This is a genomic window from Oerskovia sp. 140933 (assembly GCF_059651515.1).
In genome coordinates this window covers 39,930-64,832 of the sequence record NZ_JAMXIO010000019.1, presented here as the reverse complement: position 1 = coordinate 64,832, position 24,903 = coordinate 39,930, and the positions used below count along the sequence as shown (strand labels likewise).

At 72.9% G+C, this 24,903-nt stretch carries 18 protein-coding genes; 11 read left to right on the top strand and 7 right to left on the bottom strand.

Annotated elements, in window-relative coordinates; all coding sequences use genetic code 11:
- Positions 1-2: 2 nt before the first annotated feature.
- On the top strand, positions 3-2,237 hold the full coding sequence (glgX, locus tag NHG27_RS11575; protein ID WP_497016400.1) for a glycogen debranching protein GlgX: 2,235 nt from the start codon (positions 3-5) through the stop codon (positions 2,235-2,237).
- Complete coding sequence (locus NHG27_RS11570; RefSeq protein WP_193719930.1) at positions 2,234-3,967, top strand: alpha-amylase family protein; 1,734 nt, start codon at positions 2,234-2,236, stop codon at positions 3,965-3,967. Before glgX ends, NHG27_RS11570 begins: the two co-directional genes overlap by 4 nt.
- Positions 3,968-4,080: 113 nt before the next feature.
- On the opposite strand, the gene zapE is transcribed toward NHG27_RS11570, so the two are convergent.
- On the bottom strand, positions 4,081-5,229 hold the full coding sequence (gene zapE / locus NHG27_RS11565) for a cell division protein ZapE (protein WP_497016399.1): 1,149 nt from the start codon (positions 5,227-5,229) through the stop codon (positions 4,081-4,083).
- Between the two features lie 34 nt (positions 5,230-5,263).
- Here zapE and NHG27_RS11560 point away from each other — a divergent pair, with 34 nt between their 5' ends.
- Both NHG27_RS11560 and NHG27_RS11555 read left to right on the top strand, forming a co-directional pair.
- Positions 5,264-6,175 (top strand): dihydrofolate reductase family protein, encoded by a 912-nt coding sequence (locus NHG27_RS11560; protein ID WP_497016398.1) that lies wholly within the window; start codon positions 5,264-5,266, stop codon positions 6,173-6,175.
- A 22-nt stretch (positions 6,176-6,197) separates the two neighbouring features.
- Complete coding sequence (locus tag NHG27_RS11555) at positions 6,198-6,683, top strand: hypothetical protein (protein ID WP_193719928.1); 486 nt, start codon at positions 6,198-6,200, stop codon at positions 6,681-6,683.
- A 126-nt stretch (positions 6,684-6,809) separates the two neighbouring features.
- Here NHG27_RS11555 and NHG27_RS11550 read toward each other — a convergent pair whose 3' ends face one another.
- Both NHG27_RS11550 and gnd read right to left on the bottom strand, forming a co-directional pair.
- Positions 6,810-8,072, bottom strand: coding sequence for a carboxylate--amine ligase (locus NHG27_RS11550; protein ID WP_497016397.1), 1,263 nt, complete (start codon positions 8,070-8,072; stop codon positions 6,810-6,812).
- A complete protein-coding gene (gene gnd / locus NHG27_RS11545; protein ID WP_497016396.1) occupies positions 8,069-9,505 on the bottom strand; it encodes an NADP-dependent phosphogluconate dehydrogenase in 1,437 nt (478 codons plus the stop codon). Before gnd ends, NHG27_RS11550 begins: the two co-directional genes overlap by 4 nt.
- A 179-nt stretch (positions 9,506-9,684) precedes the next feature.
- On the opposite strand from gnd, the gene NHG27_RS11540 reads away from it, so the two are divergent.
- The 6 genes from NHG27_RS11540 to NHG27_RS11515 all read left to right on the top strand — a co-directional run bounded on the left by NHG27_RS11540 (position 9,685) and on the right by NHG27_RS11515 (position 18,915).
- Positions 9,685-10,278 carry a DUF3000 domain-containing protein gene (locus tag NHG27_RS11540; protein WP_321575380.1) on the top strand — a complete coding sequence of 198 codons (594 nt, stop codon included), beginning with the start codon at positions 9,685-9,687 and terminating at the stop codon, positions 10,276-10,278.
- The gene (locus NHG27_RS11535; protein ID WP_497016395.1) at positions 10,275-11,684 is read left to right on the top strand and encodes a ribonuclease D; all 1,410 of its coding nucleotides are present in this window, start codon (positions 10,275-10,277) and stop codon (positions 11,682-11,684) included. The genes NHG27_RS11540 and NHG27_RS11535 overlap by 4 nt, the downstream gene beginning before the upstream one ends.
- Before the next feature lie 112 nt (positions 11,685-11,796).
- Positions 11,797-12,843, top strand: coding sequence for a lipid II:glycine glycyltransferase FemX (locus NHG27_RS11530; protein WP_193719924.1), 1,047 nt, complete (start codon positions 11,797-11,799; stop codon positions 12,841-12,843).
- 233 nt (positions 12,844-13,076) lie between these two features.
- Positions 13,077-14,345: a thiolase family protein gene (locus tag NHG27_RS11525; protein WP_193719923.1), complete on the top strand. Its 1,269-nt coding sequence runs from the start codon at positions 13,077-13,079 to the stop codon at positions 14,343-14,345.
- A 3-nt stretch (positions 14,346-14,348) separates the two neighbouring features.
- Positions 14,349-16,469 carry a 3-hydroxyacyl-CoA dehydrogenase NAD-binding domain-containing protein gene (locus NHG27_RS11520; RefSeq protein WP_497016394.1) on the top strand — a complete coding sequence of 707 codons (2,121 nt, stop codon included), beginning with the start codon at positions 14,349-14,351 and terminating at the stop codon, positions 16,467-16,469.
- A gap of 184 nt (positions 16,470-16,653) precedes the next feature.
- Positions 16,654-18,915: a DEAD/DEAH box helicase gene (locus tag NHG27_RS11515; RefSeq protein ID WP_497016393.1), complete on the top strand. Its 2,262-nt coding sequence runs from the start codon at positions 16,654-16,656 to the stop codon at positions 18,913-18,915.
- Here NHG27_RS11515 and NHG27_RS11510 read toward each other — a convergent pair.
- Positions 18,912-19,301: a nuclear transport factor 2 family protein gene (locus NHG27_RS11510; RefSeq protein ID WP_497016392.1), complete on the bottom strand. Its 390-nt coding sequence runs from the start codon at positions 19,299-19,301 to the stop codon at positions 18,912-18,914. The two genes, NHG27_RS11515 and NHG27_RS11510, sit on opposite strands and share 4 nt — an antisense overlap.
- 44 nt (positions 19,302-19,345) lie before the next feature.
- Positions 19,346-20,092: a PIG-L deacetylase family protein gene (locus NHG27_RS11505; RefSeq protein WP_497016391.1), complete on the bottom strand. Its 747-nt coding sequence runs from the start codon at positions 20,090-20,092 to the stop codon at positions 19,346-19,348.
- Positions 20,093-20,215: 123 nt separating this feature from the next.
- Between NHG27_RS11505 and NHG27_RS11500 the strand changes: the two genes are divergently transcribed.
- Positions 20,216-21,175 carry an alpha/beta fold hydrolase gene (locus tag NHG27_RS11500; RefSeq protein WP_497016390.1) on the top strand — a complete coding sequence of 320 codons (960 nt, stop codon included), beginning with the start codon at positions 20,216-20,218 and terminating at the stop codon, positions 21,173-21,175.
- Between the two features lie 58 nt (positions 21,176-21,233).
- On the opposite strand, the gene pflA is transcribed toward NHG27_RS11500, so the two are convergent.
- On the bottom strand, positions 21,234-22,244 hold the full coding sequence (pflA, locus tag NHG27_RS11495; protein WP_497016389.1) for a pyruvate formate-lyase-activating protein: 1,011 nt from the start codon (positions 22,242-22,244) through the stop codon (positions 21,234-21,236).
- Positions 22,245-22,266: 22 nt separating this feature from the next.
- Positions 22,267-24,549, bottom strand: coding sequence for a formate C-acetyltransferase (pflB, locus tag NHG27_RS11490; RefSeq protein ID WP_497016388.1), 2,283 nt, complete (start codon positions 24,547-24,549; stop codon positions 22,267-22,269).
- Between the last annotated feature and the right edge of the window lie 354 nt (positions 24,550-24,903).

Below are 24,903 nucleotides of genomic sequence, written 5' to 3'. Positions count from 1 at the left end.
CCATGCAGACCTGGCCAGGCCGACCGTATCCGTTGGGCGCGACCTTCGACGGGACGGGCACCAACTTCGCCCTCTTCTCCGAGGTCGCCGAGAAGGTCGAGCTCTGCCTCCTCGGTGACGAGACCGACGCCGAAGGCCGACCCCGGGAGACGCGCGTCGTCCTCGAGGACGTCGACGCGCACGTGTGGCACGTCTACCTGCCGGGCGTCGGCCCGGGCACGCGCTACGGCTACCGCGTCCACGGGCCCTACGACCCCGCGGCGGGGCACCGCTGCAACCCGTCGAAGCTCCTCGTGGACCCGTACGCCAAGGCCCTCGACGGGCAGGTGGACGGCGACGAGTCCCTGTTCTCCTACCGCTTCGGCGACGTGCCCGACGGCGCCGCCCCACAGCCTGCGGACGCGGCGGACGGCACGGGCCCGGGAACGGCTGCCGTGGACACCGGCCCCGCCCCCACCAACACCGAGGACTCCGCGGGGCACACCATGACCTCGGTCGTGGTCAACCCGTTCTTCGACTGGGGCCACGACCGCCCGCCCCAGCACGACTACCACGACTCCGTCATCTACGAGGCGCACGTGCGCGGCATGACGATGCGGCACCCCGACGTGCCCGAGGAGCTGCGCGGCACCTACGCGGGCATGGCGCACCCCGCCGTGATCGAGCACCTCACCGCGCTCGGCGTCACCGCGGTCGAGCTCATGCCCGTGCACCAGTTCGTCAACGACCCGAGCCTGGTCGCCAAGGGCCTGTCGAACTACTGGGGCTACAACACCATCGGCTTCTTCGCGCCCCACAACGGCTACACCGCCTACGGCACGCGCGGCCAGCAGGTCATGGAGTTCAAGGCCATGGTCAAGGCCCTGCACGAGGCCGACATCGAGGTGATCCTCGACGTGGTCTACAACCACACGGCGGAGGGCAACCACCTGGGGCCCACCCTGTCCTTCCGCGGGATCGACAACGCGGCCTACTACCGGCTGGTCGACGGCGACGAGGCCCACTACTTCGACACGACCGGCACGGGCAACTCGCTGCTCATGCGCTCGCCCCACGTGCTGCAGCTCATCATGGACTCGCTGCGCTACTGGGTCACCGAGATGCACGTCGACGGGTTCCGCTTCGACCTCGCCGCGACCCTCGCGCGCCAGTTCCACGAGGTCGACCGGCTCTCGGCCTTCTTCGACATCGTCCAGCAGGACCCGGTCGTGTCCCAGGTCAAGCTCATCGCCGAGCCCTGGGACCTGGGCGACGGCGGCTACCAGGTGGGCGGGTTCCCGCCGCTGTGGACCGAGTGGAACGGCCGGTACCGTGACACCGTGCGCGACTTCTGGCGCGGTGAGCCCGCGATGCTGCCCGAGTTCGCGAGCCGCCTGACCGGCTCGTCCGACCTGTACGAGCACTCGGGCCGCAAGCCCATCGCGTCGATCAACTTCGTCACGGCCCACGACGGCTTCACCCTCACGGACCTGGTGTCCTACGACCACAAGCACAACGACGCCAACGGCGAGGGCGGGGCCGACGGAGAGAACCACAACCGGTCGTGGAACTGCGGCGTCGAGGGCCCGACGGACGACCCCGCGGTCCGGACCCTGCGCGCCCGTCAACGGCGCAACTTCCTCGCAACCCTGCTCCTGTCCCAGGGCGTCCCCATGCTGTCCCACGGGGACGAGATCGGGCGGACCCAGCACGGCAACAACAACGGCTACTGCCAGGACAACGAGATCACCTGGATGGACTGGGGCGGCCAGGACGGGCTCGACGAGGAGCGCAGCGACCTCCTGGCCTTCGCCCGCCGCATGGTCGAGATCCGCCGGGCGCACCCCCTGCTGCACCGCCGCCGCTTCTTCCAGGGCCCGGCCGGGACCCCCGAGGGCTCGATCCCGGACATCGACTGGTTCGACACCTCCGGCACGCGCATGGACACGACCGACTGGGACCAGCACCATGCACGGTCCGTCATGGTCTTCCTGGGGGGCGACGACCTGCCCGAGCGCGACCGGCGCGGCGAGCCCATCGTCGACGACTCGTTCCTGCTCCTGCTCAACGCGTCGGAGGGGGCGCTCGACTTCACGCTGCCGGATGCCGCGTACGGCGAACGGTGGCGCACGCTCGTGAGCACCGAGTCCCCGGGCGACCCCGCACCGACCGTGCACGCCGCGCGCGATCAGGTCCTGGTCGCACCGTTCGCCACGCTCCTCCTCGTCAGGGAGGCGATCGAGGTGCACGGCGCATGACCGCGCGCTACCGCAACGTCACCAAGCCGCCCGACCCTCCGCCCACGCTGACCGTGCCGGGCCCCCGCCCCGTCGTGTGGGCGCCGCAGGCGCGCACGCTCGAGGTCGTCCTGCCGCGCGTGGCGGGCGTGACCCCCGACGACCCGGACCCCGCAGGCGACAGGACCGAACGGCGCCCCCTGCGCCTGGTCGGGATGGACCTGCCCGGTTGGTGGAGCGCCGACGACGACCTGGCGCCCGGCACCGACTACGCCTACTCCGTCGACGGCGGGCGCCCCCTGCCGGACCCGCGCAGCCCGCGCCAGCCGTACGGCCTGCTGGGCTGGAGCCGTTCGTTCGACCCGACGTTCGAGTGGACCGACGACGCATGGGCCGGCCCCTCGGCGCAGGGCGCCGTGCTCGAGGTCGACGTCGCGACGTTCACCCGCGAGGGCACGCTGGACGCCGCGACCCACCGGTTCGAGGAGCTCGCCGAGCTCGGGGTCGCGGTCGTCGAGCTGCACACGATCGGTTCCGTCGCAGGGGTCGTGTGCCCGCACCTGTACACGGTGTGCGAAGAGTTCGGCGGCCCACGTGCTCTCCAGCGCTTCGTCGACGCGGCGCACGCCCACGGGCTCGGGGTGTCGCTGGGCGTGGCCTACCACCGCGCAGCCCCCGGAGCCGCGTTCCTCCAGGCGTTCGGGCCGTACCTCGCACCGCAGCGCTCGCCCCTGCGCCCGACCCTGAGCGCCTACCCACCGGCTCCCCCGGTCGCGGACGACGTGCCCTCGCCTCCCCCCGCCGAGCTGCCGAGCGGTCGCCGGATCAACCTCGACCGGGCCGGCAGCCGGGAGGTCCACGGCTGGATCGCCTCGAGCGCCCGCCGGTGGTTCGACGACTTCCACGTCGACGTCCTGCGCATCGCCCGGGTCCAGGACCTCGCCGACGCCTCCCCCGTGCACGTGCTGGTCGAGGTCGCACGCGCCGCGGACGCCGCGACGCTCTCCCACGGGCGCCCCGTCCGCCTCGTGGGCGAGTGCGACACGACCGACCCGCGCCTCCTCGTCCCCACCGAGCAGGGCGGTCGAGGACTGAGCCAGGTGTGGGTCCGCGAGGTCGAGGACGCGCTGCACGACCTGCTGGCGCCCTCCCGGGCGACCGACCCCACGTGGTTCGGCTCCCTGAGCAGGCTGCTGACCGTCCCGGACGCCGGGCGCATCGTCGTCGGTCTCTCGCCCCGGGCCACCGCCGGCGGGTCGACGGGCACCGCGACGGGCCGGGGCACCGGCACCGGCACGGGCGCGGGCGCGGGCGCGGACGCAGACGCGGACGACGACACCCGAGCCCTCGCCGCCGCCCTGGTCCTCGCCTCGGCCTTCGTCCCGCGCCTGACCCTGCCGGTGCCGGAGCGCCTGCACACCTGGTGGCGCACGCTGCTGGCGCTGCGCCGCTCGGTCCCGCCGGAGACGCCGCGGATCGTGCACCGGGGCCCGAGCGGGGTCGTCCTGGTGCAGCGCGGCAGGCTCGTGACGGCCGTCAACATCGGGTCGGAGCCCCGGACCACGCTGCTGCCCGCCTCGCGCCGGGCATGGCACGTGAGCGCGCAGTGGCCACCCCTCGGTGAGGGGCCGGGCACCGACGACGGTCCGGGCGCCGACCGTACCGCGGGCCCGGCGCAGGCGGGCGCCGCGCCGAGCGGCTCGTCGGTGCGGGTGGGCGCCCGGTCGGCCGTCGTCCTCACCTCACGCTGACCCGCCGCAGGCCGCGAGGCCGACGCCCTCTCCCGGGCCCGCGGGGCAGCGGCGCGCCCACCTCGGGGCGTCGCGCCGCGACGGCCGCGCCCCGACGGCCGACCGGCCCTGGCTCAGACCGCCGGGCCACCCGTGAGGGCGCGACCGTCCTCGGCGAGCGAGCCCAGGCGGGACAGCGCCCGGAAGTACTTCTTGCGGAAGCCGCCGCGCAGCATGTCCTCGGTGAACAGCGCGGCGGTCGCGCCGGCCGCGCCGTCGAGCGCGGGGCTGTCGGCGAGGAGGACGGGCACGTCGCGGTCGTACAGGCGGTCCACGAGCACGACGAGGCGCAGCGCGGCGGACTGCTCGGTCACGGGGTGCACGCCCGTGAGCGCGACGAGCGTGACGTCGTCGAGCATCGCGCCGTACTTGCTGGGGTGCACGTGCCGGAGGTGGTCGAGCACGTCGTCGAGCGCGTCGAGCGTGGCACCGGGGCGCTCCGCGGCCACGCGCGCGACGACGTCGGCGGGCAGCGGCCGGGTCTCGGTCACGACGGCACGGTGGCGGTAGTCCTCGCCGTCGACCCGCATGACCTCGAAGCGCGCGGCCATGGCCTGGATCTCCCGGAGGAAGTCCTCGGCCGCGAAGCGCCCCTCGCCGAGCGAGCCGGGCAGCGTGTTGGACGTCGCGGCGAGCGCGACGTCACGGTCGGCGAGCTCGCGCAGGAGGCGCGACATGAGGACCGTGTCGCCCGGGTCGTCGAGCTCGAACTCGTCGATGCAGACCAGACGCTTGGTCGCGAGGGCGTCGACCGTGGCCTGGAAGCCCAGGGCCCCCACGAGGTTGGTGTACTCGACGAAGGTCCCGTAGGCGGCGTCGGGGCCGACGACGTGGGCCAGCGAGGTCAGCAGGTGCGTCTTGCCGACGCCGAACCCGCCGTCCATGTAGATCGCGGGGGCCGCCTTGCGCCTGGCGAACAGCCCTCGGCGCGCCTTGCCCGGCGCGAGCTGCGCGGCGACCTCCTCGAGCCGGGCCACGACGCGCGCCTGGCTCGGGAAGGCGGGGTTGGCGCGGTAGGTCGCGAAGCGGGCGTCGGAGAAGTGGCGCGGCGGCACCAGGTCCGCGAGCAGGCGCGTGGGCGGAACCACGGGGCGGATGTCGGCGAGCGCGCGCACCTGCGGCGCGGCACCGGTCGCCGGTCGGCTCCCGGCCCCTGGCGCGGCGGCAGGGCGGGAGGACGGGTCGGACGGGGTCCCGGCGAGATCGGGAGGCGCAGCAGTCACGAGGATCCAGCCTACGCGGCACTAGCCTGGAGCCATGAGCGCTGTGTCTGACGTCACCCCGCCGCTGCCCGCACTCGACGTCCTGCTGGCCCCGCCGGGGTCGGGGCCGGGCGCCGGGACCCGGCTCGAACCGACGCCCGACGAGGAGCCCCTGGCCGCCCTCTACGCCGTCCCGAGCGGCCCGCACGTCCGCGCGAACATGGTCGCGAGCGTCGACGGCGGCGCCTGGGGCCCCGACCACCGCTCGGGGTCGATCAACGACGCGGCCGACTGGCGTGTCTTCCGCGTGCTGCGCGCCCTGGCCGACGTCGTGCTCGTCGGGGCCGGCACGGCGCGCGCCGAGGGCTACACCGCGCTCGACGTCCCGCGCGGGCTCGAGCACCTGCGGGCCGGCCGCGGCCCCCTCGAGCTCGCGGTGGTCACGCGCAGCGGACACCTGCCCCCCTCGCTCGCCGGGGGTGACCGGCCACCGTTCGTGATCACGGACGAGCACGGGGCGATCGTCGCGCGGGCCTGCGTGCCCGCGGACCGCGTGCTCGTCGTCGGGCCCGACGACGCCGCTCCCCCGGGTGCGCCGCCCGCCCCCCGGGACCTCCCCTCGCCCACGCCCGGGCCCGACCTGCGCGCCGGCCTCGCGGCCCTGGCCGACCGGGGCCTGGGACGCGTCCTGTGCGAGGGTGGGCCGCACCTGCTCGCGGACCTCCTCGCGCTCGACCTGCTCGACGAGCTGTGCGTGACCACGACGCCCGTGATCGTGGGACCGGGACCGGGCCGGATCGTCGGCGGGATGCCGCCGCTCGACGGCATCCTGCCCGGCTCGGCCCGCGCCACGCGCGCGACGGGGACGCCCGAGGGGCCGGCCGCGAGCGCCCCTCCGGTGCACCCGCGCCTGGCCCACCTGCTGCACGCCGACGGCACGCTGGTCGCCCGGTGGGCGCTGCGGTGACGACGGTCGCTAGTCTGGACCCGTGACCGACACCATCCTCGTCCTGACCGAAGACACCCTCGCCGCCGTGGACGTGGAGCACATCCTGTCCCTCCACCCCGACGAGACCCTCGCCTACCGGGTCCTCGTGCCCGCCGACACCGAGCGCAACGTCGTCTCCGCGATCATCGACCACCTCAGCGTGGGAGAGCTCAAGGAGGCCTGGGACGACATGCTCGGCAAGGAGCCCTCGCGCTCGCAGGCGACCGCCACGGCGCAGGAGCGCGTCGACGCGAGCGTCGCCGAGCTCCGCGCCGCGGGGCGCGAGGCCGAGGGCGCCGTGACCGAGGACGACCCGCTGCCCGCGCTGCGCAACGCGGTCGCCGCGGGCGACGTCCGCGAGATCGCGATCGTCACGTACCCGCACGCGATCGAGGACACGTTCCACCAGGACTGGGCCTCCCGGGCGCGCGAGGAGCTGCACGTGCCCGTGCTGCACCTGTACTCGGGCACGAGCGAGCTGGGCTGACCCGACGGCGGGACCGAAGCCTGCCCGCACAGCACGAGCGAGGGCCGTCACCGGGAGGTGACGGCCCTCGCTCGTGGGCACCCGGACGGCGCCGAGCCGTGGCTCGCGCCGTCCGGGCGGGCGGTGCTAGTACCCCGTGCCGGTCGGCGCCGGGTAGTGCTTCTTGTACTTGCGGTAGAAGTTCTGGGTCATCGCCTCGACGACCAGCCGCCTCTTGAGGCCCGCGTCTCCCGGGTACTTGAGCGGGTTGACCGCGTCACCCCGGTCCTTGACCATCTGCAGCCGCCGACGGAGCGAGGGGTCCAGGACGTACTTGAGCAGGAGCCGGAACGGCACCACCGAGTACAGGACCTCGCGGGTGGCCTTCACGGGCTCGATCGAGTTCCCCAGCACCCGGTCCTCGACCAGGACCCGGGCGATGTTCGCCCCGGCGGCCGTCACGTAGTAGTTGTTCCGGCCGATGCGTGGGTTCATCTCGAAGTACACGTGGCGCCCCGTGCGGGGGTCCAGCTTGTAGTCGAAGTTCGCGAAGCCCGTGTACCCGACGTTGTCGAGGAACCGGCTCGCGGCCTGCATGGCGTCCTCGTACGGTTCGGTGAGGATCGCCGCCGGGATGCCCAGGGTGCCCGGGGTGTGCTCCTCGAGCAGGACCCGACCCGTCGCGAGCAGGGTGATGGTGCCCCGGGAGTCGCGGTAGGCGGTCAGCGAACGCATCTGCGTCTCGTCGCCGGGGATGAACTCCTGGACGAGGAACGTCCCGGGGTACCCCGCGGTCACCAGGTGGCCGAGGAGCTCGTCGAGCTCGGCCCGCGAGTCCACGTGGTGGATCTTGCGCTTCCCGGGGAACGACACGTAGTGGTAGTCCGCGCTCGACGACGGCTTGGCGACGACCGGGAACTCGAGGTCGACGCGCAGCGACGCGATCGCGGCGAGGCCGCCGTCCGCGACGAGCTTGGGCACGCTGACCGCGACCGTGCGCGGCGTCGGGATACCGAGCCGGTCGCAGACCTCCGCGAAGCCCTCCTTGCTCGAGACCTGCTCGAGCACGTCGAGCGTGCAGTACGACATGACGTACTTGTCCTCGAGCCGTGCCGCGTTCTCGACGATCGACCGGACGAACCAGTCGGCGTTCGTGAGGAGCACCAGGGTCTTGCCCGGGTGCTCCGCCGCGACGCGCTCGAGCGCCGCGACGAGGACCTCGGGGTCGTCGATGCCGGGGGTCACGACGTTCGTCACGAACGACGAGTCCGCCATGGCGCGCGTGGCGACGCTCGAGATCACGACGGCGTCGGTCCCGTACTGCTCGTGGAACGCGCGGACCATCGCGTAGACCCCGATGTCACCGCCCACGCCGACCGGCAGGAGATCAGGCAGAGCCGTCCCCGTCACGCTTCGGTCTCGCTGCGGTCGCGGGTCCACTCGGTGTGGAACACGCCCGGCTTGTCGACGCGCTGGTAGGTGTGCGCCCCGAAGAAGTCGCGCTGCGCCTGGATCAGCGACGCGGGCAGACGCTCGGCCCGGACGCCGTCGTAGTACGCGAGCGACGACGAGAACGCGGGGGTCGGGACCCCGTTGAGCGCAGCCTGCGACACGATCCGGCGCCACGACGCGACGCCCTCGCCAACGACCTTCGTGAAGTACGGGTCGGCGAGGAGCAGCGGGAGGTTCTCGTCGCGCTCGTACGCCTCGGTGATGCGGTTGAGGAAGCGCGCACGGATGATGCAGCCGCCGCGCCAGATGCGGGCCATGGCCCCGCGGTCGATGTCCCAGCCGAACTCCTCGGACGCCGCGGCGATCTGGTCGAAGCCCTGCGAGTACGCGACGACCTTCGAGGAGTACAGCGCGCGGCGCACGTCCTCGATGAACGCCTCACGGTCCGTGATCTCCCACGAGCCGGCCTCGGCGGGCAGCACGCCCACGGCCGCGGCGCGCTGCGGCACCGAGCCGGACAGGGCGCGGGCGAACGTCGCCTCGGCGATACCCGTGATCGGGACGCCCAGGTCGAGGGCGTTCTGCACGGTCCAGCGGCCCGTGCCCTTCTGCTCGGCACGGTCGAGCACGATGTCGACGAACGCCTTGCCGGTCTCGGCGTCGACGTGCTGGAGCACGTCGGCCGTGATCTCGATGAGGAACGACTCGAGGTCGCCCTTGTTCCACTCGGCGAAGATCTCGCCGATCTCCTGGGCCGAGGCGCCCAGGCCCTGCTTGAGGAGGTCGTACGCCTCGGCGATGAGCTGCATGTCGGCGTACTCGATGCCGTTGTGGACCATCTTGACGAAGTGGCCCGCGCCGTCGGGACCGACGTACGTGCAGCAGGGCACGCCGTCGACCTTGGCCGAGATGTCCTCGAGGATGGGGCCGAGGGTCTCGTACGACTCCGGGGCGCCGCCGGGCATGATGCTGGGGCCGTTGAGCGCGCCCTCCTCGCCGCCGGAGACTCCCGTGCCCACGAAGTGGATGCCCTTCTCCTTGAGCTCGGCCTCGCGGCGACGCGTGTCCGGGAAGTGGGCGTTGCCTGCGTCGATGATGATGTCGCCCTGCTCGAGCAGGGGGACGAGCTCGGCGATCACGGCGTCCGTCGGGGCGCCGGCCTTGACCATGACGACGACCTTGCGGGGTCGCTCGATCGAGGCGACGAAGTCCGCCATCGACTCGGAGGGGATGAAGTCTCCGTCGCTGCCGTGGTCCGCGATGAGCGACTCGGTCTTGGCGTAGGAGCGGTTGTGCACCGCGGTCGTGTAGCCGTGACGGGCGAAGTTGCGGGCGAGGTTGCGGCCCATGACCGCGAGTCCGGTGACGCCGATCTGTGCGCGGGCTGACATCTGCTGTGCTCCTCGGGGTAGGTGCTGGTACCGGCGAGCAGGAGTCCCGGGCGCCGGCGAGACGTGCCGGCGACCTGCGCCGGCGGACACTCCTCACAGCCTAGTCCGGCGATCACGATTCGATCTCCTCCGCGCGCCTACCCTCCAGGATGCGGACGTCTGCTCGTACTGTGCGACCTGTGATCAAGTCCGGAGAACCGCAGCCCCCGCCGGACTTCCTGCGCGCCCTCGAGTCGATCGGCACGCGGCGGGTGCGCCCCGAGGTCTCGCTCCGCGAGGTCACGGCCCCCAGCCGCATCGCCCCGTACGCGCTCGCCCTCACGGGCGAGGTCGCCGAGGGGACGGCGTCGGGCGAGGCGCACGCGAACGGGCGGTTCATCGTCCTGCACGACCCCGCGGGCCAGGAGTCGTGGCACGGGACCTTCCGTGTCGTGACGCTCGTGCGCGCCACGCTGGACCCCGAGCTGGCCACCGACCCGTTGCTGGGCGAGGTCGCCTGGTCCTGGCTCCAGGAGGCCCTCGAGCACGCGGGCGTCGACGCCCTGGCGGAGGGCGGCACCGTGACGCGCGTCATGTCGGAGAGCTTCGGTGCTCTCGCCGGGCAAGCGAACGGTGTCGATCTCGAGATCCGGGCGTCCTGGACCCCCACCTCGACCGACCTCGGTCCCCACCTCGACGCCTGGTCGACGCTGCTGTGCACGGCCGCCGGTCTGCCCCCTCTCCCGGACGGCGTGACACCGTTGCGCTCGCGACGCAATACCGTGGGTCCATGAGCTCGGCCCACACACCCTCGTTCTCGCACGCGACCGGTGGTCGCGACCGCGATCCCGCGACGTCCACCCAGACGTCCGCGCCACCCGACCCGTCGGCTGCGGACTCCCCCGCGGACGCCACGGCAGCCCCCGCCGTGACCCCGCTCACCGAGCCCTCCGACGGCGTCGGTCCCGTGGTCGACACCCCGGAGGCCTTCGCGGAGGTCGTCGCCGCGTTCGGCGCGGCCTCCGGCCCCGTGGCCGCCGACGCCGAGCGCGCCTCGGGCTACCGCTACGGCCAGCGCACCTATCTGGTGCAGGTCCGTCGCGAGGGCGCCGGGACCGCCCTGATCGACCCCATCGCGGTCCCCGACCTCTCGCCGCTGCGCGAGGCCGTGGGCGACGCCGAGTGGATCCTGCACGCGGCGTCCCAGGACCTGCCCGGTTTCGCCGAGCAGAACCTCTACCCCGCCCGCATCTTCGACACCGAGCTCGCGGCCCGGCTGCTCGGGATGGAGAGGGTCGGTCTGGCCGCGGTCATCGCGGAGGTGCTGGGGCTCGGGCTCGCCAAGGAGCACTCGGCGGCCGACTGGTCCACGCGCCCGCTCCCCCAGGACTGGCTGCGCTACGCCGCGCTCGACGTCGAGGTCCTGATCCCGCTGCGCAAGATCCTCGGCGAGCGGCTCGAGGAGCAGGGCAAGGCCGAGTGGGCCGCCCAGGAGTTCGAGGCCGTGCGCACCGCTCCCCCGCCGCCGCCGCGCGAGGAGCCCTGGCGCCGCACGTCGGGCGTGCACTCGCTGCGCAACCCGCGCAGCCTCGCGGTGGTGCGCAGCCTGTGGGAGGCGCGCGACGAGAACGCCCGTCGTCGGGACATCGCCCCGGGGCGCGTCCTGCCCGACCGGGCGATCGTCGCCGCCGCCCAGGCGATGCCTCGCTCGGTCCCGGAGCTCGTGAGGCTGCCCGCGTTCTCGGGCCGCAACACCGCGCGCCGGGCCGCAGCCTGGCAGCACGCGATCGACCAGGCCCTTGCCCTTCCGCAGGACGCCTTGCCGAGCGTGCGGGGGCCCCGCAGCGACGCCCCGCCTCCCCCGCGGGCGTGGGCCGACCGCGACCCCGAGGCTGCGCGACGCCTCGACGCGGCCCGCGTCGTGGTCCAGCGGCTGTCCGACGAGGTCGGCGTGCCGCTCGAGAACCTCCTGCAGCCCGACGCGCTGCGTCGCGTGTGCTGGACGCCGCCCACGCCTTCGGACACCGAGCACGTCGCGCAGTTCCTGCGCGGACGGGGGGCTCGTGAGTGGCAGGTCGGGCTCGTGGCCGCCCCCCTGGCCGCAGCCCTGGCGGACCCCGGCTCGGTCCCCCGGCCCACGGCGTCGGGCGGTACCGAAGCCGGCGACGCGGCAGGCTCGTCCCCCGGCGTCGCCGACTGACCCTGGGTGCCGGGCGACGGTCGGGCGGCAGGCCGCGCGCCGTCCGGGCGACGGGGTCTGGCGTGGGCCCCGGCGTCGTCCGGGCCTTGCCCTCGCCGGTAAGGTCAGGGGCATGTTGTCCGAGTCCTCCTCCCTGACCGTCACGACGATCACCGACCGCGCCGCCTGGGACGAGCAGGTGCTCGCCATGGGTGGGCACCCGCTCCAGCTGTGGGGGTGGGGCGAGGTCAAGGGGGCCGGGGCCTGGACGCCCCGTCGCCTGCAGGTCGTGGGGCCGGACGGCACGGTCCTGGGTCTCGCCCAGGTCCTGGTGCGCTCGCTGCCCGCGCAGTTCAAGGCGTTGAGCTACGTGCCCCGCGGACCGGTCGTGATGCCCGACGGCGTCGGCTACCCCGCGACCCGCTCGGCCGTGACGGAGGCCGTCGTGCAGTGGTGCCGTGAGAACGTGGGCGGCGTGGGCATCACGCTCGAGCCCGACTGGGACGCCGGGACCTCGCTCGAGCTCGACGGCGCGGCGCCCGCGGTCAACCCCGTGCTGTACCCGACCACGCTGATCCTGGACCTGCGCAAGACCCCCGACGAACTCATGGCCGACATGGCCAAGAAGACCCGCCAGTACATCCGCAAGTCGGAGCGCGAGGACCTCGAGTTCCGCGCGGTCACCACGCGTGCCGAGCTCTCGGCCTGCCTGCGCCTGTACCGCCAGACGGCCGAGCGGGCCGGGTTCGGCCTGCACGAGAACTCGTACTACGAGCGGGTCTTCGACGAGCTCGGCGAGCACTCCCCCGTCTTCGCGGCCTTCGCGCGCTCGGCCGAGGGCGGCCCGCACGACCGGCCCGTGTCGTTCGTGTGGTTCGCGGCCTCGGCCCGGACGTCGTTCGAGCTGTACGGCGGCATGGACGAGGAGGGGCAGCGGCTGCGCGCGAACTACGGCCTCAAGTGGTACGCGATCAACGCGATGCGCGAGCGCGGGGTGCTGCGCTACGACGTGAACGGGCTCCTCAACGACGGGATCTCGACCTTCAAGCGTGGCTTCGCGAGCCACGAGAACGAGCTGGTCGGCAGCATCGACGTGCCGTTCTCGATGTGGTACACGGCGTGGAACAAGGGCTTGCCGACCGCGAAGAAGGTCGTGCGGAAGCTGCGCGGCGGCAGCTGAGACGACGTGGCGACCGCGTCGCCACGTCGCCCTGCGCGAGACTGCGTATCGCCGTCCACGCGCCCAGCCGGACCTCGACGGGCCCGTCGAACCCCTGCGGTTCGGCGGGTCCGCTCGTCGTTGTCGATACTCGGTCTCACACTTTCGTGCATTTTCCTGGTACCGCGGGTAGCCTGTACCCCACCCCGTGAGCGGTGACGCTCAGGACACCGCCGTCCAGATCAGGAGATGCCATGACTGTGGCCAGCAAGGGTTCGGGCTCGCGCCGGACCGTCCGCGACGTCGTCTTCGTCGAGGGGGTGCGCACACCGTTCGGCAAGGCCCGCCCCGACGGCATCTACGCGAACACCCGTGCCGACGACCTGGCCGTGAAGGCCGTGCGCGAGCTGCTGCGCCGCCGCCCCGAGCTTCCCGCCGAGCGCATCGACGAGGTCGCGCTGGCCGCGACGACCCAGACGGGCGACCAGGGCCTGACCCTCGGCCGCAGCGTGGCCGTGCTGGCGGGCCTGCCGAAGTCCGTCCCCGGGTTCGCGATCGACCGGATGTGCGCGGGGGCCATGACCGCGGTCACCACGACCGCGTCGGCCATCGCGATCGGCGCCCAGGACGTGACCCTCGCGGGTGGCCTCGAGCACATGGGTCACCACCCCATGGGCGAGGGCGCGGACCCCAACCCGCGCTTCGTCGCGGAGAGGCTCGTCGACTCGACGGCCCTGGTCATGGGTGCGACCGCCGAGAACCTGCACGACCGCTTCCCGCACCTGACCAAGGAGCGTGCGGACGCGTACGGCGTCGCGAGCCAGGCCAAGTACGCCAAGGCGCTCGCCAACGGCGACGTGACCCCTGACCTGGTCCCGGTCGCGCTGCGCGACCCGCAGCAGGGCTGGGGCCTGGCCACGGCCGACGAGCTGCCCCGCCCGGGCACCACGCTCGAGGACATCGCGCACCTCAAGACCCCGTTCCGCCCGGGCGGCAAGGTCACCGCGGGCAACGCGTCCCCGCTGACCGACGGCGCCGCGGTCTCGCTCCTCGCGGCGGGCGACGTCGTGGCCGAGCTCGGCCTGCCGGCCCGCATGCGTCTCGTGTCGTTCGCCTACGTGGGCGTCGACCCCGAGGTCATGGGCATCGGTCCCATCCCCTCGACCGAGAAGGCCCTGGCCCAGGCCGGCCTGAGCATCGAGGACATCGGCCTGTTCGAGATCAACGAGGCCTTCGCGGTCCAGGTCCTGGCGTTCCTCGACCACTTCGGCATGCCCGACGACGACGCTCGCGTCAACCAGTACGGCGGCGCGATCGCGGTGGGCCACCCCCTCGCGGCGTCGGGCGTGCGCCTCATGACCCAGCTCGCGCGCCAGTTCGAGCAGCACCCCGAGGTCCGCTACGGCCTGACCACGATGTGCGTGGGCCTGGGCATGGGCGGCACCGTGATCTGGGAGAACCCGCACCACGCCGACTACTCCGGCCACACGACCGACGCCGACGAGACGACCGGGGAGAACTGACCCATGACCACCCAGACCACCGCCCCCCGCGCCGAGCGCGTGACCCACTCCCTCGTCCGCGACGTCGAGCTGCCGGGCGGGGCGGGCACGCTCGCGCTCCTGACCCTCGACAACGGCCTGGACCACACCAAGCCCACGACGCTCGGCCCCGAGGGGATCGCCGAGCTCACGGCCGCGCTGACCGCGCTCCAGGCCCGTGCGGCGCGCGGCGAGATCGCGGCCGTCGCGATCACGGGCAAGCCGTACTTCCTCGCCGCGGGCGCCGACCTCACGCAGGTCGCGGGCGTCCGCACGCGCGACGAGGCCCTCGAGCTGGGCCGGGGCGGCCACGCGGCCTACCGCCTGCTCGGCGAGATGGGCGTCCCGACGTTCGCGTACGTCAACGGCCTGGCCCTGGGCGGCGGCCTCGAGGTCGCGCTCAACTGCGACTACCGCACGGTCGCGGCCGACGCCCCGGCGCTCGCGCTCCCCGAGGTCGGCCTGGGCCTGGTCCCGGGCTGGGGCGGCGCCTACCTCGTGCCGCGCCTCGTGGGCATCGAGAAGGCCATGGACGTGATCCTCACGCGCCCGAGCGCCAACAAGCCGTTCAAGGCCAAGGAGGCCTTCGAGATCGGCCTGGCGGACGCGCTGTTCGAGGCCCCCGACTTCCTCGAGTCCTCGATCCGCTGGACCGCCGACGTCGTGCGCGGCACCACGGTCGTCGAGCGCCGCGAGCTCGACCCGGCCCCGGTGTGGGACGCGGTCGTGGCGGGTGCGCGCAAGCAGCTCGACGCGGTCGTGCACGGGTCCCGGCCCGCGCCCTACCGGGCGCTCGACCTCCTGGCCGCGGCCCGCACCGCGACCAAGGACGAGGCCTTCGCGGCCGAGGACGAGGCCCTGGCGGACCTCATCATGTCCGACGAGATGCGTGCGAGCGTCTACGCGTTCCAGCTCGTCTCGCACGGCAAGCGTCCCGCGGGCGCACCGGACCCGAAGCTCGCCCGCCCGGTCACCTCGGTCGGGATCGTGGGCGCGGGCCTCATGGCGGCCCAGCTCGCGCTGCTGTTCGCGCAGCGCCTGGGCGTGCCCGTGACGATGCGCGACCTCGACGCCGAGCGCGTGGAGCACGGGCTCGCCTACGTCCGCACGACGGTCGAGAAGCTCGTCACGACGGGCCGCATGAGCAAGGACACGGGCGCCAAGGTCCTGTCCTCGGTCCACGGCACCACGGACATCACCGAGTTCTCGCGCTGCGACTTCGTGATCGAGGCCGTGACCGAGGTCCTGGGACTCAAGAAGAAGGTCTTCGCGGAGCTCGAGGGCATCATCGGGCCCGACACGATCCTCGCCACCAACACCTCGGCCCTGTCCGTCACGGAGATGGCCGCGGACCTGGCGCACCCCGAGCGGGTCGTGGGGCTGCACTTCTTCAACCCCGTCGCGCAGATGCCGCTCGTCGAGGTCGTCCGGGCCGAGAAGACCTCGGACGAGGCTCTCGCCACGGCGTTCGCGGTCTCCAAGGCGCTGCGCAAGACCGCTGTGGGTGTCGCCGACCGTCCGGGCTTCGTGGTCAACCGCCTGCTCGTGCTGCTCCTGGGCAAGATCGTGGAGGCCGTCGAGAACGGCACCTCGGTCGAGGTCGCCGACCGCGCGCTGCGGCCGCTGGGCCTGCCCATGGGACCGTTCGCACTGTTCGACCTCGTGGGACCCGCCGTGGGCCTGCACGTCCTGACCTCGCTGCGCGAGGACCTGGGCGACCGCTTCCCGTCCTCCCCCGGGCTCGAGAAGCTCGTGGCCGAGGGCACCAAGGTCGTCCTGCCGGCCCCGGCGCGCGGCATCCCCGCGAGCGTCGACCCGGCGATCCAGGCGTACTTCGGCACGGGCGAGGCCGGCGGTCCGGGCGCGCTCGACGAGGCGGGGGTCCTGGACGAGGTGCTCACCGCTCTCACGACGGAGATCGGCCACATGCTCGACGAGGGCGTCGTCCAGGGCCCCGAGCAGATCGACCTCTGCATGATCCTGGGCGCGGGCTGGCCTTTCCACGACGGCGGCATCACGCCGTACCTGGACCGGACGGGCTACTCGGAGAAGGTCCTGGGCCGCCGCCTCCTGCCCGACGGCGTCGCGAACGTCCCGGCGCACTAGCCCTCCGCGGTGCCGAACCCGGGGTTGGTCAGGTAGCTCGCGTCAGTTGCCCGACCAACCCCGGGTTCGGCATGTCCGGGAACTCGGGATAGCGTCGCGGTGCCTCTCGATCCGTGGCACTGCGACCGCCGATCGTCACCGAGAGTCCGTGCTCGCCCGCCCACGTCCCCAGGAGCTCCGCCCGATGACCGCGCCCGACGCTCCCCGCCCCACGCCCGAGCAGGCCCGCGAGGTCGTCACGCGGGCCGACGAGGTCGCCGCGCTGCTCTCGGGACTCGCCGGGGCGCCGGCCCGGTTCCGCGAGCACGTGCGCACCGCGTTCGGGTCGAGCCAGCAGGACAAGGTCCTGGGCGAGCTCTCGGCGATCGGGGTCGAACGCCTGCGCGAGGTCAGCGGCGAGCGGCTGCGCGTGGGCCGCCTGGTCGACGGCGGCGTCACGACGGTGGGCGACGTGCTCCGCGCGGGACCCGCCGGGCTCGAACGTCTCCCCGGAATCGGGCCGCAGACCGCGACGCACTGCCTCGCTGCCGCAGCACAGATCGCCCAGGCCGTCCAGGAGACCCTGCGGTTCCGGATCGACGACGCCCCGGGCGACCCGTTCACGACCGGCCTCGTCCAGGCCCTCGCGGGGCTCGAGGCCGCGCGCACGGCCGCCACGGTCCACCGGCAGGTGGTCGTCACGTTCCTCGAGGGGCACTCGGAGCACCGGGTGGCGGCACAGGAGGCGACCCGCGCGGTCCGGTCCTTCTTCTCGCTGCCCGCGCGACGCCGTCGGGCAGCGGACGCCGTGCGCGACCTCGCGCGGCTCACCCGGGACACCGAGCGGTCCGGGGCCGTCGCGGCCGCCGGGCGCGTCGGGGCCCTCGACACCGCGCCCGTCGACGCCTTCGAGGCGTGGACCGACTTCCGGGCGCGCTCGGCGACGTACTACGCGCTGCTCGACGACGTCGTGGACATCGGGCGCGACCTCCAGGCGACCGAGGGCCACCTGCCGCCCGAGCTCCTGGCCCGCGTGGACGGGCAGCCGCTCGACCAGTCGCTCCTGACCGCCTCGCTGCGCGGCTACCAGGTGTTCGGGGCGCGCTACGCGCTCGCGCAGCGGCGCACGATCCTGGGCGACGAGATGGGCCTCGGCAAGACCGTGCAGGCGATCGCCGCGATGGCGCACCTCGCCGCGGGCGGGGCGACGCACTTCCTCGTGGTGTGCCCCGCGAGCGTCATGACGAGCTGGGTGCGCGAGGTGGGGCGGCACAGCACGCTGCGCTCGCTCGACGTCCACGGCCCCGAGCGCGCCGAGGAGGCCGCGCAATGGGCCCGCGAGGGCGGCGTGGCCGTGACGACGTTCGAGCAGGTCGGGCTCCTGCCGCTCGACCTGCCCGCGCCCGCGATGCTCGTGGTCGACGAGGCGCACTACGTCAAGAACCCCGAGGCCAGGAGGTCGCAGGCCGTGGCCGCCTGGGCCGGACGGACCGAGCGCGTGCTGTTCCTGACCGGCACGGTCATGGAGAACCGCGTCGAGGAGTTCCGACGCCTCGTGGCCCACCTCCAGCCCGACGTCGCCGAGCAGGTCAGCGCCGCGCACGGCGCCGCGGGCGCCGAGAGGTTCCGGCTCGCCGTGGCCCCCGTCTACCTGCGGCGCAACCAGGAGGACGTGCTCGAGGAGCTGCCCGAGCTCGTCCAGGTCGAGGAGTGGGAGACGTTCGGCCCCGTCGACGGCGCCGCCTACCGCGACGCGGTGCGCGAGGGCAGCTTCATGGCCATGCGCAGGGCCGCGTACGCCGTCGAGCACCCCGAGGACTCGGCCAAGGTGCGCCGCCTCGTCGAGCTCGTCGAGGAGGCCACGGGGAACGGCCGCAAGGTCGTCGTGTTCACGTACTTCCGCGACGTCGTCGACCTCGTGGTGCGCGCGCTGGGCGACCTCGCCGCCGGACCGCTCACGGGCTCGGTGGGCGCCGCGAACCGCCAGACGATCCTCGACGACTTCACGGCCTCGCCCGTGCCCCGGGCGCTCGTGAGCCAGATCGAGGTGGGCGGGGTCGGGGTCAACCTCCAGGCCGCTTCCGTCGTGATCCTGTGCGAGCCGCAGGTCAAGCCCACGACCGAGGCGCAGGCCGTCGCACGCGCCCACCGCATGGGCCAGGTCCGCACCGTGCAGGTCCACCGGCTCCTGGTCGCCGACACGGTCGACGAGCGCATGGTCGAGATCCTCGGGACCAAGGCGCGGCTGTTCGACGCCTACGCGCGTCGCAGCGTTCTGGCCGACGCGCTGCCCGGCGCGGTCGACGTGTCGGAGGCCCGGCTCGCGCAGACGATCGTCGCGGCCGAGCAGGCGCGCTGGCTGGGCGGGGCCCCGGGCGCGGCGGGTGGGGCCGGGACGCAGGACGCCGTCGTGCAGGACGCGCCGGCCGACGACGCACCGTGGGGCGCGGAGAGCGCCCTGCCCTAGGGCTCTGCGCCCGCGTCCGGCGGGGCCGGCTCCGCGGCCGGCGCGAGCGTCGCGGCCAGCACCCGCCAGCCGTCGTCCGCGCGCACCCACAGGCGCGTGTAGACCAGCCGCGCGGAGACCGCGGCGCCGCCCTGGACCGCCTCCACGGTGGCGACCAGCCTGGTCACCCCGCTCACGACGTCCTCGCGGACGTCGAGCGACTCCTCCTCCAGGCGGGTGATCCGCAGCGCACCCGAGCGGTAGCCCTCCAGGTCGTCGTCCTTGGAGAACACCGACCCGTCGGGGCCGACGCCCACGCACCGAGGATGCAGCAGCGTGTCCAGCGCGTCGACGTCGCCCGCACGTTGGGCGGCCTGGAGCGCGTGCTCAGCAGCGAGAAGGCTCATCGCCCGAGTGTATGCACCAGGGCGCGACACGGGGCGGGCACGCCCTAGTCGTCCCACCCCATCTTCAGCACCTCGAACGCCGTGGCGTGCGGGGTGCCCATGCGCGCGCCGCCCCCACGGGACATGGTCGCGAGGAACTCTGCCGGGTCGAAGTGCTCCCACCCGAGGCCCGCGATGTACGCGGCGTGCGCCTCGAGCGAGGCCACTCCCGCGTCGAACGTGGCGGTCACGTCGACGCCGTGCTCGGCGTCGGGAGACCCGGCGACCCAGACCTGCCGGACGCCGCCCCAGGGCTCCAGGCCGGCCTCGACCTGGTCGTGGAAGACCCACCGGTTCCCGGCGTCACGGACGGCGTCGACGACGGCGCGGCCCGTGGCGATGTGATCGGCCTGGTTGAGCATCCCGCCAGGGAACGTCTCGCGGTAGTTGCCCGTGATGACGACCTCCGGGCGGTGGCGCCGGATCGCCGCGGCGATCGCGGCCCGCAACGGCAGGCCGTACTCGAGGACGCCGTCGGGCAGGCCCAGGAACTCGACCTCGTCGACCCCGACGATCGCGGCCGACGCGACCTGCTCGGCCTCGCGCACCGTGCGCGCCTCGTCCGGGGCCATGCCGTCGATCCCGGCCTCGCCGCTCGTGACCATGGCGTACACGACGGTCTTGCCCTGCCCGGTCCAGCGCGCGACCGCGGCCGCGGCACCGAACTCCATGTCGTCGGGATGGGCGACGACCGCGAGCGCCCGGCTCCAGTCCTCGGCCAGCGGGGTCAGGGGGGTCTGGGGAGCGTCCATCTCCCCACGGTAGGCCAGACCGTCCTCGGAGGACTGCCGAGCCGGTGGCTCGTACGACGGACGGGACCCGTCGCCCGACCGGCGTCAGGTCGACCGGCCGGAGGGCGCGATAGCGTGGCGGGCATGACGCCGAACCGTTCCGGAGCGCATCGCAGCACCGCACCTCTCCACGACGGCAGCACGATCGACGTCGAGGTCACCGGGACAGGACCCACGGTCCTGCTCCCCGTGAACCCGGTCCCGGCCACGGGCGCCCCGGCTGACGAGCTGCGGAGGTGGGGTGTCGACCCCGCGCTCGGCCGGACGCTGGTCGACGCCCTCTCCCCCGCGTTCCGCGTGGTCGCGGCCGACTACGAGGGTCACCGCATGGCCCACCCCGCCCCGGCCACCCTGACCCCGGACAACGTCGCGGCCGACCTGCTCGCGATCGCCGACGCCGCCGGGGCCGAGACCTTCGCGTACTACGGCTACTCGTGGCTCGCGCTGAGCGGTCTCCAGCTCGCGCTCCGCACGCCGCGACTGAGCGCCCTCGTGATGGGCGGCTTCCCGCCGCTCGACGGCCCGTACGCGGGCATGCTCGCGGTCACGCGCGCGACGCATGCCAAGGCCGCCGCGTCCGCTGAAGCGGCCCCTGCCACCGGCCCGACGGCGCAGCGCGAGTCGAGCGACGTCGTCGAGCAGGAAGCGCGGGAGACGGACGCCGCCCCCGAGGGCATCGGCGAGGCGAGCGTCGAGGAGTTCGACTGGGAGAGCTTCGACATGACGATCGGCGAGGAGCAGACACGCCAGTTCGTGACGCTCTACGAAGCCCTCGACTCGTTCGACGACCGACGCGTCCTTGACCGTGTGACGTGCCCGCGCCTCGCGTTCGCGGGGACCGCCGACGAGATCGACTACAGCGGGTCGTGGGGCGGGGTGCACGTGAGCATCGGCGGTGCGCTCACCGCGCACGCGGACGAGCTGCGTGCCGCGGGCTGGGACGTACGGTTGCTCGACGGCCTGGACCACACCCGGGCCATGCAGCCCGACGCGGTGCTGCCGGTGCTGGGGCCGTGGCTCACCGCGAACCTGATCCGGAGATGAGCCGTGGCCCCTGGATCGAGCGATCCAGGGGCCACGGCTCACGGCGTCAGGCAGCAGGTCAGTAGACCGTCAGGCCCTTCGCCCGGAACTGGTCGCGCACGCGGTCGACCAGCTCGACGTCAGGAGCCGGGGTGTCGGTGAGCTCGTACTCGCGCCCGAGCGTCTCCCACTTGTCACGGCCCATCTGGTGGAAGGGCAGGACCTCGACACGGGTGACCGTGCCGGGCCGGATCTCGTTGAGCGAGGCCGCGTACTCCGCGACGACGTCGACGTGCTCGGCCTGGTCGGTCAGGCCCGGGACCAGCACGTAGCGGATCCAGACCTCGACCGGGTGCTCGGCCGTGACCCCGCCGGGCAGCCCCGACTCGGCGAGCCGTCGCCCGAACTTCAGGGTGGGCTCGAGGGCCCGCCCCGTGACCTTCTCGTAGGTCTCGGGGTCGCCCGACTTGACGTCGAGGAGCACCAGGTCGGTGTTCGCGAGCATCTCGTCGCTCAGGTTCGCCCCGAGGAAGCCCGAGGTGTCGAGCGTGGTGTGCACGCCCATCTCCTTGGCGCCCGCCAGGATGCGCGCGGCGAACGCGGGCTGCATGAGCACCTCGCCGCCGGAGAGGGTCAGCCCGCCCTTGGTGGCGCGGAAGACCGGCAGGTACCGCTTGACGCGGGCAAGCAGCTCGTCGGCCGTGACCGGCTCGCCGTCCTTCATCTGCAGCGTGTCGGGGTTGTGGCAGTACAGGCAGCGCAACGGGCACCCGTTGAGGAAGACCGTCAGGCGCGTGCCCGGTCCGTCCACCGCGGTGACGAGCTCCCACGAGTGGACGGAACCCAGCTCGCCCGAGCGCATCATCGCGAGCTTGTCGTGCCGGTCGAGGTCCTCGGCCGTCGTGAGGCCGGAGACCCCGGCCCCCGTGCGGCGGCGGGGGGCCTCCGGTGCGTCCAGGTCGCTGTCGTGACCCAGGCCGTCACCGGAGGTCCGCCACGGGAGCGGAGCCGAGGCGACCCCGTCGACGCCGTAGCGGGCGGCGGCACGCGCGGACGCCTGGTTTGCTGCGGTCGTCGAGGGGGTCGTCATGATGGTTCCGCCGTTTCCGCGCTCAGAGAGCGCCGTGGAAGGTCCGCGAGAGGACGTCGAGCTGCTGCTCACGGGTCAGCCGCACGAAGTTCACGGCGTACCCGGAGACACGGATCGTGAGCTGAGGGTAGTTCTCGGGGTGCTCCATGGCGTCCTCGAGCGTCTCCTTCACCAGCACGTTGACGTTCATGTGGTAGCCGTCGCCACCGACCGACGCGTCGAGCAGGCCCGCGAGGTTCGCGATCTGCTCCTCCCGGGTACGGCCCAGGCCGCTCGGGACGACCGTGTTGGTCAGCGAGATGCCGTCCTGCGCCTCGTTGTACGGCAGCTTCGCGACCGACAGGGCCGAGGCGAGCATGCCGTGCGTGTCGCGGCCGTTCATCGGGTTGGCACCCGGGGAGAACGGCTCACCTGCACGGCGACCGTCGGGCGTGTTGCCCGTGGCCTTGCCGTAGACGACGTTCGACGTGATGGTCAGGACCGACTGCGTCGGCAGCGCGTCGCGGTACATCTTGTGCGAGCGGATCTTCGACATGAACGACTCGACGAGCTCGACCGCGATCGAGTCGACACGGTCGTCGTCGTTGCCGAAGGCGGGGTACTCGCCCTCGGTCACGTAGTCCACGACGATGCCGCGCTCGTCGAACACCGGCATGACCGTCGCGTACTTGATGGCCGACAGGGAGTCCGCCGCGACCGCGAGGCCTGCGATGCCGCAGGCCATGGTCCGCAGGACCTCCTTGTCGTGGAGGGCCATCTCGAGGCGCTCGTACGCGTACTTGTCGTGCGACCAGTGGATGCAGTTGAGCGCCTCGACGTAGGTCTCGGCGAGCCAGTCCATGGTCTTGTCGAAGCGGGCACGGACGTCGTCGTAGTCGAGGGGCTGGCCCTCGGGCACGGGGGCCACGACCGGCGAGACCTGCTTGCCCGTGACCTCGTCCTTGCCGCCGTTGATGGCGTAGAGGAGCGTCTTGGCCAGGTTCACGCGGGCGCCGAAGAACTGCATCTGCTTGCCGACCGCCATGGGCGAGACGCAGCAGGCGATCGCGGCGTCGTCACCCCAGGCCGGGCGGATCTGCTCGTCCGACTCGTACTGGACGGCCGAGGTGTCGATCGAGACCTTGGCGCAGAAGTCCTTGAACCCCTGCGGCAGGCGCGGGCTCCAGAAGACCGTCATGTTGGGCTCGGGGGCCGGGCCCAGGTTGTACAGCGTCTGCAGGAACCGGAACGAGTTCTTCGTGACGAGCGGACGACCGTCGTCGCCCATGCCGCCGATGGTCTCGGTGACCCACGTCGGGTCGCCCGAGAACAGGGAGTCGTACTCCGGGGTGCGCAGGAAGCGCACGATCCGCAGCTTGATGACGAAGTCGTCGATGATCTCCTGCGCCTGCTCCTCGGTGATGACACCGTTCGCCAGGTCGCGCTCGAGGTACACGTCGAGGAAGGTCGAGGTGCGGCCCAGCGACATCGCGGCGCCGTTCTGCTCCTTGACCGCGGCGAGGTAGCCGAAGTAGAGCCACTGCACGGCCTCGCGGGCGTTGGTGGCGGGACGCGAGATGTCGTAGCCGTAGGAGGCCGCCATCTGCTTGAGCTCGCCGAGCGCGCGGATCTGCTCGGCGTGCTCCTCGCGCTCGCGCACGATCTTCTCGCTGAACGGCTGGGTGTCGAGGTCCAGCTTGTCGAGCTTCTTGGCTGCGATCAGCTGGTCGACGCCGTAGAGCGCGACGCGACGGTAGTCGCCGATGATGCGGCCGCGGCCGTAGGCGTCGGGCAGGCCCGTGATGATGTGCGAGCTGCGCGCGGCGCGGACGTTGGGCGGGTAGACGTCGAAGACGCCCTGGTTGTGGGTCTTGCGGTACTCGCTGAAGACCTTCTTGAGCTCCTGGTCGACCGGGTAGCCGTAGGTCTCGAGGGCCCCCTCGACCATGCGCCATCCGCCGTTGGGCATGATCGCGCGCTTGAGCGGGGCGTCGGTCTGGAGGCCGACGATGACCTCGGCGTCCTTGTCGATGTACCCGGGCGCGTGGGCCGTGATGCCGGCGGGCGTGTGCGGGTCGACGTCGTAGATGCCCTTCTCGCGCTCGACGGGGAACATCTCGGAGAGCTTGGCCCAGATCCCGGTGGTCCGCTCGGTGGGACCGGCAAGGAAGGAGTCGTCACCCTCGTAGGGCGTGTAGTTGCGCTGGATGAAGTCGCGCACGTCGACCGTGTCCTGCCAAGGACCTGCGGTGAAGCCGGCCCAAGCGGGGACGGTCGCGTCGTCCTGGCCGCCAGTGGTGCTGCGAGCCTCGGAAATGCTGGTCATATCACTCTCCTCGACGTCCACGCCGCGCAGCCTGCGCGGCGGGGGTAAAGACCTTGGTCGACGCGGGATCTTCCGTGCCGCCCTGCCGTTCTCCTTCGCCCTTTCAGGCTACGACCCGCAGAGGGTGTCGGCGTGGCAAAGACGCTGTCACCTGGCTCACAGGCCCGGACGTCGAACCGGAGCTCACGACCGGCAGAACGGCGGGATTCCAACCCTTCTAGGGTCTACAACATGCATCTATCCGTCGGCATTCCACCTTGTGACGGTCTTCACATGACCTTTCCTTGGGAGTCCAAGGACCCGACGCCCGGGACCAAGGTCCCTTGCGGGACGACACCGGACATGCCTGGTCGA